The organism is Flavobacterium pallidum (assembly GCF_003097535.1).
Classification (GTDB): Bacteria; Bacteroidota; Bacteroidia; order Flavobacteriales; family Flavobacteriaceae; genus Flavobacterium; species Flavobacterium pallidum.
On sequence record NZ_CP029187.1, the window covers coordinates 1,972,367 to 1,986,695 of the forward strand.

The following is a 14,329-nucleotide window of genomic DNA, read 5'->3' on the forward strand; positions in this document are numbered from 1 at the left end:
CTGTTGGATTGCTGCCAAAGGTAAGCCAAATTTCGAAAACCTAAATCATATCTGCGGCAGCGGAAAAACTTTTCACATAATATTTCAGCCAGATATGCAGCATGAACAGCGGCATGACGTAGGAAACCATCTGCCTTTCTCCTTTGCGGAGCTGGCACACGAGTTTTTCAGCATCGATATGTTCCAGGTAAGGCATCCTGAAAATATCACTTTTGATGAAGGATTCCACTTCTTCTGCGAAAGCGGGATTTTTAATAAGGTAATCACCCCATGGCGCACTGAGTCCTATTTTCCGGAAGTTTAAAATCTCTTCGGGCAACCTGTTTTCAACAGATGATTTCAGGATATATTTCCCTTTCTTGCCTGTAAAGAGCCATTTGTCGTCCAGAGAACCAAGTCCTTTAACAAGCCTTTGGTCCAGGTATGGCTCGCGGCATTCAATCGAAGCGCCCATAGTACAGCGGTCATTGCGGTCGAGCAGCGAACATAAATAGGTGTGCTGGTCGAAATACAGCATTTGGCGTTTCAGGTTTCCGGGATACAGCGATCTGGCGTCTTCAAATATTTTATGTCGGTACTCGTTTGCCGGTTCATCGGAAATGCGAAAAACCTGCTCGATGTCTTTCGGGTAAATATTGGAACCATTATAAATGACAAGACCCGACTGGCTTTTAATCTGTGCATACCTCGATAATTTATCGAATCGTGCATTTTTAGAAAAAATCCCCATACTGCTGATCGCGCCCATCGATTGCAGCAATGACGGGAAACGAAGCGGTTTGTAGCGCACATATCCGCCCATAAGTTCATCTGCACCTTCGCCGGAAAGCAATACTTTTACCGATGGTTTGGCAAGTTCAGACACAGCCAAAAGGTGCGGTTCGCTTAAATGCATCAATGGCTCGTCGTGGTAATATGCGGCGGCAACCATTTTTTTGAAAAGTGTTTCGCCTTTGAGTTCTATCGACTCGAATTTATAATCAAATTTTTCCGAAAGCATCTTTGCCAAATGCGACTCATTATGCTCGGATTCCGAAAAACCAATGTTGAATGTATTGATGTCCTCATAATCCTGATGTTTCAGTGAAGCCAGAACCGAGGAAGAATCCAGGCCTCCGCTCAATAAAACGCCAACAGGTACATCGCTGACCATGCGCAGTTTTACCGATTCGTCAAAAGTTTCAGAAAACCATTGTTGCGGATTCTTGATCTTAGGCTGTTCCTGGATCTCTTTTTTCAGGTTCCACCATTGGGATGTTTCGGTTTTGCCATTTTCTGAAATGGTCATGATATGGCCCGGAAGTAATTTCTTCACTTTTTCGAATAATGTATTTTCACCTGCTACAAATCGGTTGAAGATATATTCCTGGAGCCCTTCGGCGGCAATTTGTAAGGGAACACCTGCAGCAAAAATAGCTTTTTGTTCAGACGCGAAGAATATTGCGTCATTGTAAAAAGCATAGTATAAGGGTTTTACGCCCATCCTGTCGCGAACCAGCGTAAGTTTCCGTTCCAGTTTGTCCCAGATGGCGAAAGCGAACATGCCATTAAGTCGCTGTAACATTTTGGTGCCGTGCAGTTGGAACAGTTTCATCAGTACTTCCGTATCCGATTGCGTTTTGAGAGCACATCCTGCGGCTTTGAGTTCGCTGTGGAATTCCCGGAAATTGTAAATTTCACCGTTGAAGACCATCGCATACCTTCCATCGTCAGATAAAAACGGCTGGTGTCCCGCAGCTGAAGTATCCAGGATAGAGAGCCGCCTGTGGCCTAAACCAAGATTTCCATCAATAAAAATCCCGCAATCATCCGGCCCGCGATGTGCCAGAGCATCGCGCATTTTGGTTAAAACCTGCTCGTCAGCGTCTTGCTTCCGAAAATAAAGAATACCGTTTATCCCACACATTAGCTGTCGCCTTTAACATTATTGATCAGTTCGTGATACCGGTTCGCAATGATTTTCATGTTCACTTTGTAATCGGCATGATCTTCAACAAATTTTCGGTTATTTTTTATAGCGGTTTGAATGGTTTCAGTGTTTTGGGTGGCCCATAGTAGCTCCCCGGCCAGCATTTCAGCATCGTCTGTCGCAATCAGCTGCCCGTTCCCGCGGTGCGTTATCCAGCTTTGGTTTCCCGGGATATCGGTAACCAAAGGATAACAGCCTGCTGCCATTGCTTCAAATAATGATGCCGATACGCCTTCCGTAATCGGCATGCTGATGTAATAATTGGATTGCTGTAATAATGCAGGCAGATCGCGGTTGTCAATCCGCCCTGTGAATATTACTTTATGATCGATCTTTAATTTTTGTGCCAAATTTTTCAGGTTTTGCAATTCCTTTCCGTCACCGACAATCCTAAGTACGAAATCCATCCCTTTTCGGTTTAGGATTTCGAATGCTGCCAATATCACGTCATGCCGGTATTCCGGTAGCAGTGAGCGGGTTACGATGGCATTGATTTTCTGGCGCTCATTAAAGTTACTGAAAACAAATGAATTCAGGTCAATTCCTTTTGGGAGCACCATAACCTTATTCATATCTACCCGCGCTTCCTTCATTGAAATCGTCATCACAGGGCCCCAGGCGTGGATCAGGTCGGCTTTTTTGAAAGCATAAGTTTGTATAGCGCGTTTCAGTGGCAGTAAAATGGAACCTTCAGGCCATAAATCTGTCCTGCCTTGCTGGGCGATCGCGACCGGCTTTACACCGCACAGTGCGGCAAGAAATCCATAACTCGTGGTGCGTTCCGCAATTACCATGTCGGGATGGTGTTCGCGTATCAGTTTCCTGATGCTCCACCATGCAAATTTGAATTCAAAAAGCCTTTTGACACGGTTCAGGCCGCTCCCGGAAGATTTCAATTCCCAGGTGATGATTTCAAAATCACCGAATTCCCTTAGGCCGTTCATCCAGGTAATGGCGTCGGCACGGTAGGATTCCCCAAGGAAAAGGATCTTCTTTTTCTGGCTCATGCTTAATCGTTTTGCGTCAGCGCCCTGGTAAGGAATTCGGTCATAGGCTTCAACGCAATGAGCTTTTTAGTGGTTTTTGAAACAAAATCTTTTTGCAAAACTTCTTTGGTGTCAAAATTGGCGCTCGCGGTAAAACTTTTAAGTTTCAGGAAATGGATTGCCGGATGGTCTTTTTCGTAATCTTTCGGTGATGTTTTGAGCGAATTGTTCTCGTTGATATCCAATCCGCCGAAGACTTTTTTGAAATCCTTGTGCGCGACAATTTCATCGAGATCCTCATAAAAAAAGGCAATTTCTTTGCGTATCTTTTTGAGTTCCTCGTTTTCAGGCTGGTAAAATCCACCTGCGATAAAACTGCCTTCAGGAGCAATGTGTACATAATATCCGGGACGGTTTGCGCCTTTGGCTCCGCCTGAAAACCACATGCCCATATGGTCTTTATAAGGCGATTTGTCTTTGGAGAAACGGATGTCGCGGTTAATCCGGAAAGTACAGTTTTTCACTTCAAGATGTTCGAGTGCGGGATCGAGGGGTTTCAGTGCCTCGAGAAAATCAGAGACCAGTTTGTGATAATCTGCTTTATAGGCTTCGTAGCGTTTTTTGTTCGCTAAAAACCAGTCACGGTTGTTGTTTGCCTTAAGATCCGACAGGAATTGCAGTGATTCTTTCGTGAGCATATTACAGGTTTTTTTTAAGATCTTCTTCGTTGATGAAGCCTGTGTGCTGCCATTTTACTTCCTTATTTTCATATAAGTAAAGCGCAGGCAATTCGTCAATTTTCATTTCTGACATCAGGGTTTTATTCTCGTCGGCATTCAGCCTTACAATGACGACCTTGTCTTTCATGTCCGATTGCATCCTGGTGATGTATGGCGCCATTTTTTTGCAAGGCTCACACCATTCTGCATAAAAATTGATGAGGACTTTCTTATCGGTATTCAGCAGTTCCTTATATTCCTGGGGGCACATCCCGACGATGCGGTCACTTTTCGGAGCGAGTCCGGCGGCGTTCCATTTCATGATGCCGCCCTGGAGTTCATAGATTGAAGTGAACCCCATTTCAGACAACTTGGCCGCTGCCTGTTTGCTTCGCCCACCGCTCATGCAGTATACGAAAACTGGTTTTGATTTGTCATAAGTGGCCACTTTTTGTGCAAAATCATCACTGTTCCAGTTTACGTTTTTCGCGTTATCGATGTGCTGGTCATTGTATTCTTCAGGAGTGCGGACATCCAATATCTGGGCTTCCGGAGTGGTTTTTATCTTTTCGGCGAAAGCCAAAGCAGGTATTGATTCGTATTTTTTTGAGGGCTGTGCCTGGCAACTGCCCAATATAAAGCAGATCAGCAGCGGTAAAACCAAACGTAGTTTCATAAAGCGATTTTTAATGATGATGCTAAAATAGAATATTTTTTTCGTTTGCCTGAAAAATATAGGTGAACAGTGCAAAGACTGCTACAGATTGAAAATCCTATAGCTTTGATGCGTCGATTTTACGATTTCTTCTGTCCGCTGCGGGTGGGTGTCAGAAATGAAAAGCTGCCCGAAATCATCATTATTCACCATTTCTACGATTTTCCCGACGCGGCTTTCGTCAAGTTTGTCAAAGATATCGTCAAAAAGTATAATCGGTTTTTCACCGCTTTGTTGTTTTACGAATTCAAATTGGGCAAGTTTTAAAGCGATCAGGAAGGATTTTTGCTGTCCCTGCGAGCCGAATTTCCGGATGGAATGGTGGTCGAGCTCAAATGACAGGTCGTCACGGTGGATCCCGACTGATGTGTAATGCAGCATGCGGTCTTTCGCAATATTTTGTTCCAGAAGCTGGAGCAGGCTGGCATCGTGCAAATGGCTTTCATATACCAGCTGCACCGTTTCGCCTGAGCCTGTAATCGCCTGGTGGTGTCGGTTGAAGATCGGGATGAAATCTTCCAGAAAAGATTTTCGTTTCTCATAAATCTTTTGCCCCGCCGCATCGAGCTGTCCATTGTATATATTTAAGGTGTCGGTTTCAAAAACGTGGTTCAGCGCAAAATACTTCAATAAAGCATTGCGCTGTGCGAGTACTTTCTGGTATTGGATCAGCAATTGCAGGTAAGCTGCGTCGGACTGTGAAATCACGCTGTCGATGAATTTCCTTCGGGTTTCGCTGCCTTCTACAATGAGGTCGCGGTCGGCAGGGGAAATGATCACCAGCGGAATAAACCCGATATGGTCTGAAAACTTGTCGTAAGGCTTGCCGTTGCGCTTCAGGATTTTTTTCTGGCCTTTCTTGAGGCTGCATACGATCTGTTCGTCACGTTGCTGCTTATGGAAGGCACCGTCTATTACGAAAAATTCTTCACCATGCCGGATGTTTTGTACTGCCAGCGGATTGAAATAACTTTTTCCGTAAGAAAGATGGTAGATCGCGTCAAGTACATTGGTTTTCCCGATGCCGTTTTTGCCTACGAAGCAATTGATCTTGGTGTCAAAATCAAAATCGGCTTCCGAAAAATTCTTATAATTGAAGAGTGAAATTTTTTTTAAATACATAGTGTAAACCCGCGTAAATACTGACTATTTTGTTGTTTTGATGAAGTCATTGGAAAGGGTCATCCATGCAGCCCGCAAATTATTGAAAAATATCGATAAAACATCTTTTGTTATTGAATAAAAATTTTATTTTTGCACCTCACTAAATTATAATAGATGGCAACTTTTAACAAAAGAGGATATAAAGCACCAAAACCTAAAGAAGAAAAAATTGACAACCAGTTTGTCGATGATACGGATTTGAATATTGATGAGAAAGACAGCGCTACGGCGAGCGTCTTTAATTCATTGGACAATACGGCTTCAAAAACGGAGGAATTCGTGGAGCGCAACCAAAAATTGATTTTCGGTGCGGTATTCGTGGTTGCTTTAATCGCTGCGGGTTATTTCTTATACCAGAAATTTGTTGTAGAAGTGAAGGAGGCTGAGGCAAATAAGGACATGTTCCAGGCGCAGAAATATTTTCAACAGGCGACTGATGGTGTTAGCCCGGATTCTTTATACGTTTTGTCATTGAACGGCGGTGAAGGAAAATACGGATTCGTGAAGCTTGCTGACAAATATTCAGGAACTGATGCCGGTAACCTTGCCAACTATTACGCCGGTATGGCTTACCTGAACACAGGTAAATTTGACGAAGCAATCAAATATCTTGAAAAATTCCAATCGAAAGAAGAGTACCTGAGCGCTACGGCTACCGGAGCGATAGGTGATGCACATGCTGAGAAGAACCACCTGAAAGAAGCGCTAAGCTTTTATCTGAAAGCTGCCGATGCTACCAAAAGCGATGCCATCAGGCCACGTTTTCTTCTGAAAGCTGGAAAAGTAGCTTTGGAATTGGGCAACAAAGCCGATGCATTGAAATATTTCACAGAGATCAAGGAAAGTTTTGATGTTACTCCGGAAGCACAGAATATCGATGTGCTGATCGGATTGGCACAATAAAAAAATATAGGTTTCAGTTTAAATCTGAAATTATAAATCATAAATCTGAAATAATTATGGCGACTGCTAATAAGAATTTATCAGACTACGACAAAAATACGATCCCAAGCGCGAAAGATTTTCGGTTTGGGATTGTTGTTTCTGAATGGAACGAGCATATTACGGAAGGACTTTATGCCGGTGCCATTACCGCGTTGATGGACTGTGGCGCTTCGCAATTCAACATCATCCGCTGGAGTGTTCCCGGAAGTTTTGAATTGGTGTATGCTGCCAAAAAAATGATCGAAACCCAGAAACCTGATGTCGTCATTACCATCGGAAGTGTCATACAGGGGGAAACAAAACATTTTGATTTCGTCTGTGAAGGCGTCACCCAGGGCATTAAGGACTTGAATATCCTTACTGACATTCCGGTTATTTTTTGTGTGCTGACAGACAACAATGAGCAACAATCCATAGACCGCAGTGGCGGAGCACACGGTAATAAAGGCACTGAAGCGGCCATAGCGGCCATTAAGATGGCTTACCTAAGGCAGCAGGCTAATTTAGGGTACCAATTTCCGGCTCAAAACCTGCTTGAACCTGGAGCCATTCAAATAGAAGGGACTTATAAGCTGGAACAATAAATTCAGTTTGATTATAATAAAAAACCTGTTTCTTCTGAGCAGGTTTTTTTGTTTAAAAACTACGTTGATTTAAGATTTCCGGCGGAAGATTTCTGCAATATTTGTGTAACTTTGGAAGTCGTTCGAAAACCAGTTTCCGAAACGGACACTACTAACCAAAAATGCCAAATGTCGAGTATTATCCAATTGCTCCCCGATCATGTCGCCAACCAGATTGCCGCCGGAGAAGTCGTTCAAAGACCCGCTTCAGTAGTAAAAGAACTGCTTGAAAACGCTGTTGATGCAAAAGCGACTGACATCAAATTAATTATCAAGGATGCCGGAAAATCATTGGTACAGGTCATTGACAACGGTTTGGGAATGAGCGTTACCGATGCGAGGCTCTGCTTCGAGCGCCATGCTACTTCCAAAATACGCCAGGCTGAAGATTTATTTTCATTGCATACCAAAGGATTCCGCGGAGAGGCACTCGCCTCGATTGCTGCTATTGCTCATGTAGAAATGAAGACGCGCCCGGACCAGGAAGAGCTTGGAACGCACATCGTGATTGAGGGCAGTAAATTCATGTCGCAGGATGTGGCTGTGTTGCCGAAAGGAACATCATTTGCAGTTAAAAACCTGTTTTTCAACATTCCTGCAAGGCGCAATTTCCTGAAATCGGATATTGTCGAGCAGCGCCATATTATTGATGAATTCCTGAGGGTGGTAATGGCGCATCCAAACATTCATTTCACTTTATACCACAATGGCAGCGAGGTTTTTAACCTGCCTCAATCAAATATCAGGCAACGGATTGTAAATATTTTCGGTGGGAAAACCAACGAAAAGCTGGTGCCTGTAAAAGAAACCACCGACATCGTCTCGATACAGGGATTCGTTTCCAAACCTGAATTTTCAAAGAAGAGCAGGGGAGAGCAGTTTTTCTTTGTCAACGATCGTTTCATTAAGAGCGGTTACCTGCACCATGCGGTGATGGCCGCTTATGAAGGTTTGCTCAAAGACGGCTGCCAGCCCGCATATTACCTATATCTCGATGTGCCGCCACATACCATCGACATCAACATCCATCCGACAAAAACGGAAATTAAATTTGATGATGAGCATGCATTGTATGCCATTCTGAGATCGGCTATAAAACACAGCCTGGGACAGTTTAACGTGGCACCGGTATTGGATTTTGAACGCGACCCGAACCTGGATACGCCTTATGATTATAAAAACCAGGAAGCGTCTGTTCCGCTAATTCAGGTCGATGCAAACTTCAATCCGTTTTCGGATGACAAACCATCTAAGCCATCCTATTCCACTTATAAAAAACCGGATACTTCGCATTGGGAAGGCTTGTACGTTGGGCTTCGGCAGGAAACCGAAACCCTCACTGCGCCTGTTGAAATCCATTTTGAGCAAGAAGAAGTCACGGCTTCTCTGTTTGACGACCATGAGCAGGAGCAGCAGACCGTCAAACTGTTCCAGATCCATAAAAAATACATTGTCAATCCGATCAAATCCGGAATGATTATCGTCGACCAGCAGCGCGCGCACCAACGCATCTTATATGAAAAGTTCCTTACAAATATGACTGTAAGGCAGGCTGCGAGCCAACAATTGCTTTTTCCGCTGACGCTGTATTTTTCAAGGCAGGAAATAGAATTGATTGCCGAACTCCAGGAGTCATTAGTCAATACAGGTTTCGTTTTTGAAAGTATGGCGGATGACCATGCCGTAATTTCAGGGCTGCCTGTCAATGTTGCCGAAAGCGAAGTCTCGATATTGCTGGAACAATTATTGGGAGACCTGCAGGACGGTATACCGGACAGCAGTTTTAGCCAGAATGACAGCATCGCCAAATCGATGGCGCGAAGCCTGGCCGTGAAGACCGGAACATTTTTAAATGAGAAAGAACAGGAAAACATTGTCAATGGATTATTTGCATGTAAAGACCCGAACGTGTCGCCTTTCCATAAACCTACTTTCATCACGATGCGGGTGGAAGACCTGGACAAAAAATTTGCCTTATGATGAATAACATGACCCCGGTGGTGAAGCAGTTGCTCATCATCAATATTATTGTTTTTATTGGCGCGCAGCTCATGGGCGGCAATCCGATAGAATCTAATGCGGCTTACCAGCAGCTGTCCTTATTTTATTTTGAAAATCCACATTTTAAAATCTGGCAGCCCATAACCAGCATGTTTATGCACGCCCCGATGCCCAATATTATGCACATTGCATTCAACATGATTGCTTTGGTATCATTCGGCTCGATGCTGGAGCATTTCTGGGGTGCAAAAAAATTCCTGATTTTTTATTTCGTATGCGGATTGGGAGCTTTCCTGATGCATACGGGTGTGAATTATTATTTTTTTCATGAAGGACTCAATGCATTGGCGGCAAAAGGATTTTCTCCTGATCAAGTGATGCAGACTTTACATCAAGGAAAATTTAATACCAGTTGGCAGGAGGCATTGCCAGTTACGCAATTCAATACTTTTATAGATGCTTACATGGGTACCGCTGTCGGCGCGTCAGGAGCGATTTACGGACTGTTGGTCGCTTTTGCCTTTATGTTTCCGATGGCGGAATTGGCGATGTTTTTTATTCCTATTCCAATCAAGGCCAAATATTTTGTACCCGGACTGATTGCCGTCGACCTTTTCCTTGGACTTAAAGGAAATTCTATTTTTGGGGATGGTGGCGGAGGAATTGCCCATTTCGCCCATATTGGCGGAGCTCTTTTAGGATTCATCATGATGATGTCATGGCGTAACAATAAGTTTCAAAATAACCGTTGGAATTAAATTATGGGATTATTAGATGATTTGAAAGTGCAATACCGGATGGGCGGGATTACCCAGCGCCTGATTTTCTGGAATATCGGTATTTTCCTTATTTCATTGTTCTTTTATGAATTTCGCCTGGGGGTTTTCATTTTTCCCGATTGGCTGGCGTTGTCATCAGACCCGCTTACCGTAGCAATTCATCCCTGGACATTAATCAGTTATGCCTTTTTGCACAGCGGATTCCTTCATCTGCTGTTTAATATGCTCGTGTTGAATTATTCCGGCATGTTATTCCTTACATTTTTCAAAGAAAAGCAGTTGGTTGGATTGTATATTCTGAGTGCGGTATTTTCGGGAATCGTTTTTAGTACGGCCTATTTCCTTATGGGGCAACAGTCTACAATTGTAGGCGCTTCGGCAGCAATTATGGCGGTACTGATGGCGACCACTACCTACAGCCCGAAAATGCCGATACGATTGCTTTTAATCGGAAGGGTGCAATTATGGCATATGACGGCAGTGATCCTGATTATAGACTTAATGCAACTCATGATCGAAAATACCGGTGGCCACATATCACACCTTGCCGGCGCTTTTTTCGGATTTATATATATTAAAATGCTGCAAAATGGCACCGATCTCAGTAAAATTATTACGGGCATTTCTGACTGGGTTGTGAACATTTCCAAACCATCAAATCCAAAGCCATTTAAAAAAGTCCATCGCAATTACAACACAAAGCAAAACCCAACCGCATCTAAACTCATCGGCAGGGATAAAAAACAGCAGCAAATTGATGATATTCTTGATAAGATCAGCCGTTCCGGTTATGAGAGCCTGACTCAGGAAGAGAAGGATTTTCTGTTCAATGCCGGAAAATAATTTCCCAAGTCACTAATTGTTTGTAGATTAGTACGGTTTTCGGCCAACCCATACGCACCAATGAAAAATCTTTCGTTATTCAATAAAATCATGTTCGTGTGCAACATTGTCCTGGCATGCTGCACTTTCATGGCGTATCTGTTGCCGTTTATGGCTCCAAAACTTTTTCCGTTCCTGTCGGTATTCACGCTTTGCCTGCCATTGATATTGGTGCTCAATCTGCTGTTTTTTTGCTATTGGGTAGTGCAGTTCAAAAGGCAAATGCTATTGTCGGGAATTGCATTGCTGATTGGGATTACCTTCATCAATAAGTTTTATAAATTTTCAGCACCGGATTATACGCCGGCCGATGGCGATTTTAGCGTGATGAGTTATAATGTGCGCCTTTTTAATAAATTCGAATGGTCGGAAAAGGAAACGGTGCCGATTGAAATTTCAGATTTCGTAAAGGAAAAAAAACCAGCACTGCTTTGCATACAGGAATTCTCAAATGCCAGGGACTTTGATTATTCGGCTTTCCCGCATCGTTTTATTTTTTCAAATGGAAAAAAAATTAAGACCGGGCAGGCCATTTTTTCAAAGTTTAAAATCATCAATACCGGAAATATCGAGTTCCCCGATTCAAACAACAACGCCATATTTGCGGATATCATCAAAGGAAAAGATACGATCAGGGTCTATAATATGCACCTGCAATCCATCAAGATCAGCCCCGATGTGCATGATATTTCTGAAGACATCAACGAAATCGACAAAAAGAAATCAGAAATGATGTTCAGGCGCATTGGCAAAGCTTTCAGGAAACAGCAGCTCCAGGCCGAAATCATCATGAAACACAAGCAAAACTGCAAATACCCGATCATCATTTGCGGTGATATGAACAACAGTGCGTTTTCATATGTTTATAGAAATATCAAAGGCGACCTTAACGATTGTTTCGTCGAAGCCGGGAAAGGGTTCGGGAAGACTTACGATTTCAATTATTATCCGGCAAGGATCGATTATGTTTTTGCCGATGAGAAGTTTGAGGTAAAAATGTTTAGCAGTTATCCGGAGATTGTAGATTCGGATCATTTTCCGGTGATGGCGGTGTTGTCTGATAAAAAGCAGCAGTAAGCAATGGCCGTGGGCAGTGTGCCAACTGTAAACTGAGACTGCTTACTTTACTTCCTGTCTTTTCAAATAATCCAAAGCGTGCCTGCCTTCATTAAAGAGCAGGTCCAAAATGCTAAGGTTGTTTATAAATCCATGCTTTTCTCCGAAAACCTGCGTGTAAGGCTCTAATTGCATCTTATCTTTTTTTCCATTGGCGAGGTACCGGAAATCCTGAAATGTTTCAACGTCCTTAAAATATTCTTCGGTTTTCGAATAGCGGAAATCCATGCGCAGGCATTTGCTTCCAATGTCCATAGTATCCAGATTCAGGTCCATCAGGAAGGTGTATTTTTTTTCAAAAACCGGCATTATCGCATCTTCAAAATATTCAAAGAAAGGCGAACTCCTGTAGGCTGCTTCCAAGGACTTGAAATGCTGTTTCTGCCAGTCGAATGCCGTCTCTAATTTGATATCCCGCGTTTTCTGGTGTGCATTTTCCCTAGAATGTTTCACAGGAATGTTTAACAACTGTATCCCGTTCGGGCTGTAAATGTACATCCTGTTGCGATTCGTCTGTTTCTGGAAATTGTCATCCATTTCCAGAGTCACCGCCTCTGCCTGGGCCATTGCCGCAAAAGAAGAGATGCTTGGGAAATATGTTGGATGGATGAGGATGGGCATATTTGGACTACTTGGATTTTTAGACTGCTTAGACATTTTAGACTTTCCGATTTTTAGACAAGTCTAAGAAGTCCAAAAATCCAAGAAGTCTAATGCAATCTTAAGTTGTTTTTTCTTTCTTCCTGTTCATAAAAAAACTGATCCCGAAATAGGCGGCCAGTGCGATCAGGAAAAACTTAAAATACGAATAAGGCTCGCCGCTGCCGCCAACAGTCGTGAAAAGCCTGTCCCAACGGATGCTCCAGTTCTTGAACCCGTCATTGATGCCATCAATACTCATCCAGATGAATACGGGTTTGCCGACGATATGGTCTTCAGGTACAAAGCCCCAATAGCGGCTGTCTTCTGATTTGTTGCGATTGTCTCCCATCATCCAGTAATAATTCATTTTGAAGGTATAAGTGGTCGCTGGCTTATCGTTAATGAAGATCTGGCTGCCTTTCACTTCAAGCTTATTATTTTCATATACGGATATAATGCGCTTGTAAAGCGGCAGGTTTCCCATTGTCAATTGTACTGTGGCATCGCGCTTGGGAATCGTAATCGGGCCGAAATTATCTTCACCCCATTTGGAATCGTGCGGGAAAACGCGCGGGTCGTTGGTTGCTGGCTTATATCGTATTACAGAATCGATTGTTGGATTTTTCCGCAATGTCTCTGCTTCCTTCAAGGTCAGGTTTGCGAAATTTTCCGGCTCATATTGTTCCTGGGCAAAAATCCCGGCTTTTTGTATCACTGAAGCCGGTAATCCGCGCGGGCCGGTATATACCATATTTTCCTTAGCTCCTGTAAGGTATGGCCTGATCATATTGAATTGATCATCAGAAGTCACCTGTACTTTGTATGCGCGTTGGTAGTCATTTGTGCCTAAGGTTTTCAGTAATTCGCTGCTCACGCCTTCCTTAGCAGCAAATATCCTGTGCATATACTGTACTTTTGCCCTGTCAGAATACTGCATTTCCTTGCCATTCACAAACAGTATGCCGTCTTTCGCCTGTACCATATCACCCGGTGTGCCCACGCAGCGTTTCACATAATTCGACTTTTTATCAATCGGCTTTACAACCGCCTTGCGCCCGCTTTTATCAAAAAAGACATGCACTGTATCCACTGGCCAGTTGAAGACCACAATGTCATTTTTCTTCACATCTTCAAAACCTGGCAGCCTGAAGTAAGGCAATTGGGGCCAGTTCAGGTACGATTTCGTTTTTACGATCGGTAAGGTGTCGTGCACCATTGGTGCGGCAACAGTGGTCATGGGTGTCCTGGCGCCATAGTTCACTTTGGATACAAACAGGAAATCCCCGACCAGTAAAGTCCGTTCCAATGAAGCCGTCGGGATGGTAAAAGGTTGTATAAAATAGGTGTGCACAATGGTAGCAACTACAATTGCAAACAGCAATGAACTTACAGTGTCACCCATTTTTGTAGCTGCCACAAGGCTCCTGCCTTCAAGGTGTTTCAGGTCCTGCGTATAGTTCAGGTAATAAGTGTAAAATCCTAAAGTGAAAAGCACTAAAAGCGTATCAGCTGTCGAATTTTTCCCGAAACTCCTGATCGTTTCCACCCAGATTACCGGGAACATAATCAGGTTCACAATCGGAATGAAAAGCAAGACAGTCCACCAGGCCGGGCGGTTGATGATCTTCATCAATACGATGGCATTGTAAACAGGTACTGCAGCTTCCCAGGCTTTGCGGCCCGCTTTAGTGTACAATCTCCAGGTTCCGGCAAAGTGTACCACCTGCAATAATAGAAAGAATACGAACCATTCTGCTAAACTCATATTTTCAAACTTTAATTTTTATG

13 protein-coding genes are annotated in these 14,329 nt (G+C 43.4%); 6 read left to right on the plus strand and 7 right to left on the minus strand.

Annotated features, from left to right (window positions below; all coding sequences use genetic code 11):
* Positions 1–40: 40 nt before the first annotated feature.
* The 5 genes from asnB to recF form a co-directional block, all read right to left on the minus strand.
* The gene (gene asnB, locus HYN49_RS07950; RefSeq protein ID WP_108903624.1) at positions 41–1,906 is read right to left on the minus strand and encodes an asparagine synthase (glutamine-hydrolyzing); all 1,866 of its coding nucleotides are present in this window, start codon (positions 1,904–1,906) and stop codon (positions 41–43) included.
* Positions 1,906–2,976 (minus strand): glycosyltransferase, encoded by a 1,071-nt coding sequence (locus tag HYN49_RS07955; RefSeq protein ID WP_108903625.1) that lies wholly within the window; start codon positions 2,974–2,976, stop codon positions 1,906–1,908. The genes asnB and HYN49_RS07955 overlap by 1 nt, the downstream gene beginning before the upstream one ends.
* A gap of 2 nt (positions 2,977–2,978) precedes the next feature.
* Positions 2,979–3,653 (minus strand): DUF2461 domain-containing protein, encoded by a 675-nt coding sequence (locus tag HYN49_RS07960; RefSeq protein ID WP_108903626.1) that lies wholly within the window; start codon positions 3,651–3,653, stop codon positions 2,979–2,981.
* Between the two features lies 1 nt (position 3,654).
* Positions 3,655–4,350 (minus strand): thioredoxin domain-containing protein, encoded by a 696-nt coding sequence (locus HYN49_RS07965; RefSeq protein ID WP_108903627.1) that lies wholly within the window; start codon positions 4,348–4,350, stop codon positions 3,655–3,657.
* 81 nt (positions 4,351–4,431) lie between these two features.
* Complete coding sequence (gene recF / locus HYN49_RS07970) at positions 4,432–5,511, minus strand: DNA replication/repair protein RecF (RefSeq protein ID WP_108903628.1); 1,080 nt, start codon at positions 5,509–5,511, stop codon at positions 4,432–4,434.
* Positions 5,512–5,667: 156 nt separating this feature from the next.
* Here recF and HYN49_RS07975 point away from each other — a divergent pair, with 156 nt between their 5' ends.
* The 6 genes from HYN49_RS07975 to HYN49_RS08000 all read left to right on the plus strand — a co-directional run bounded on the left by HYN49_RS07975 (position 5,668) and on the right by HYN49_RS08000 (position 11,860).
* Positions 5,668–6,456 (plus strand): tetratricopeptide repeat protein, encoded by a 789-nt coding sequence (locus HYN49_RS07975; protein ID WP_108903629.1) that lies wholly within the window; start codon positions 5,668–5,670, stop codon positions 6,454–6,456.
* A 56-nt stretch (positions 6,457–6,512) separates the two neighbouring features.
* Positions 6,513–7,082, plus strand: a complete 570-nt coding sequence (gene ribH, locus HYN49_RS07980; RefSeq protein WP_108903630.1) for a 6,7-dimethyl-8-ribityllumazine synthase — start codon at positions 6,513–6,515, stop codon at positions 7,080–7,082.
* A gap of 168 nt (positions 7,083–7,250) precedes the next feature.
* A complete protein-coding gene (gene mutL, locus HYN49_RS07985) occupies positions 7,251–9,101 on the plus strand; it encodes a DNA mismatch repair endonuclease MutL (RefSeq protein ID WP_108903631.1) in 1,851 nt (616 codons plus the stop codon).
* Positions 9,101–9,880 (plus strand): rhomboid family intramembrane serine protease, encoded by a 780-nt coding sequence (locus tag HYN49_RS07990; RefSeq protein ID WP_108904995.1) that lies wholly within the window; start codon positions 9,101–9,103, stop codon positions 9,878–9,880. The genes mutL and HYN49_RS07990 overlap by 1 nt, the downstream gene beginning before the upstream one ends.
* 3 nt (positions 9,881–9,883) lie before the next feature.
* Positions 9,884–10,744 carry a rhomboid family intramembrane serine protease gene (locus HYN49_RS07995; protein WP_108903632.1) on the plus strand — a complete coding sequence of 287 codons (861 nt, stop codon included), beginning with the start codon at positions 9,884–9,886 and terminating at the stop codon, positions 10,742–10,744.
* Between the two features lie 60 nt (positions 10,745–10,804).
* Positions 10,805–11,860 (plus strand): endonuclease/exonuclease/phosphatase family protein, encoded by a 1,056-nt coding sequence (locus tag HYN49_RS08000; protein ID WP_108903633.1) that lies wholly within the window; start codon positions 10,805–10,807, stop codon positions 11,858–11,860.
* 42 nt (positions 11,861–11,902) lie between these two features.
* Here the strand turns inward: HYN49_RS08000 and HYN49_RS08005 are convergent, their stop codons facing one another.
* Together HYN49_RS08005 and lepB are read right to left on the minus strand one after the other, a co-directional pair.
* Positions 11,903–12,520, minus strand: a complete 618-nt coding sequence (locus HYN49_RS08005) for a WbqC family protein (protein ID WP_108903634.1) — start codon at positions 12,518–12,520, stop codon at positions 11,903–11,905.
* Positions 12,521–12,620: 100 nt separating this feature from the next.
* Positions 12,621–14,306 (minus strand): signal peptidase I, encoded by a 1,686-nt coding sequence (lepB, locus tag HYN49_RS08010; protein WP_108903635.1) that lies wholly within the window; start codon positions 14,304–14,306, stop codon positions 12,621–12,623.
* Positions 14,307–14,329: the final 23 nt, after the last annotated feature.

What these genes read in the sequence shown, in the direction of transcription:
- HYN49_RS07960 (WP_108903626.1), bottom strand. Translation starts at nt 3,653, where the DNA reads ATGCTCACGAAAGAATCACTGCAATTCCTGTCGGATCTTAAGGCAAAC.
- lepB (WP_108903635.1), bottom strand. Translation starts at nt 14,306, where the DNA reads ATGAGTTTAGCAGAATGGTTCGTATTCTTTCTATTATTGCAGGTGGTA.
- ribH (WP_108903630.1), top strand. Translation starts at nt 6,513, where the DNA reads ATGGCGACTGCTAATAAGAATTTATCAGACTACGACAAAAATACGATC.
- mutL (WP_108903631.1), top strand. Translation starts at nt 7,251, where the DNA reads ATGTCGAGTATTATCCAATTGCTCCCCGATCATGTCGCCAACCAGATT.
- asnB (WP_108903624.1), bottom strand. Translation starts at nt 1,906, where the DNA reads ATGTGTGGGATAAACGGTATTCTTTATTTTCGGAAGCAAGACGCTGAC.
- HYN49_RS07955 (WP_108903625.1), bottom strand. Translation starts at nt 2,976, where the DNA reads ATGAGCCAGAAAAAGAAGATCCTTTTCCTTGGGGAATCCTACCGTGCC.
- HYN49_RS08000 (WP_108903633.1), top strand. Translation starts at nt 10,805, where the DNA reads ATGAAAAATCTTTCGTTATTCAATAAAATCATGTTCGTGTGCAACATT.
- recF (WP_108903628.1), bottom strand. Translation starts at nt 5,511, where the DNA reads ATGTATTTAAAAAAAATTTCACTCTTCAATTATAAGAATTTTTCGGAA.
- HYN49_RS07990 (WP_108904995.1), top strand. Translation starts at nt 9,101, where the DNA reads ATGAATAACATGACCCCGGTGGTGAAGCAGTTGCTCATCATCAATATT.
- HYN49_RS08005 (WP_108903634.1), bottom strand. Translation starts at nt 12,520, where the DNA reads ATGCCCATCCTCATCCATCCAACATATTTCCCAAGCATCTCTTCTTTT.
- HYN49_RS07995 (WP_108903632.1), top strand. Translation starts at nt 9,884, where the DNA reads ATGGGATTATTAGATGATTTGAAAGTGCAATACCGGATGGGCGGGATT.
- HYN49_RS07965 (WP_108903627.1), bottom strand. Translation starts at nt 4,350, where the DNA reads ATGAAACTACGTTTGGTTTTACCGCTGCTGATCTGCTTTATATTGGGC.
- HYN49_RS07975 (WP_108903629.1), top strand. Translation starts at nt 5,668, where the DNA reads ATGGCAACTTTTAACAAAAGAGGATATAAAGCACCAAAACCTAAAGAA.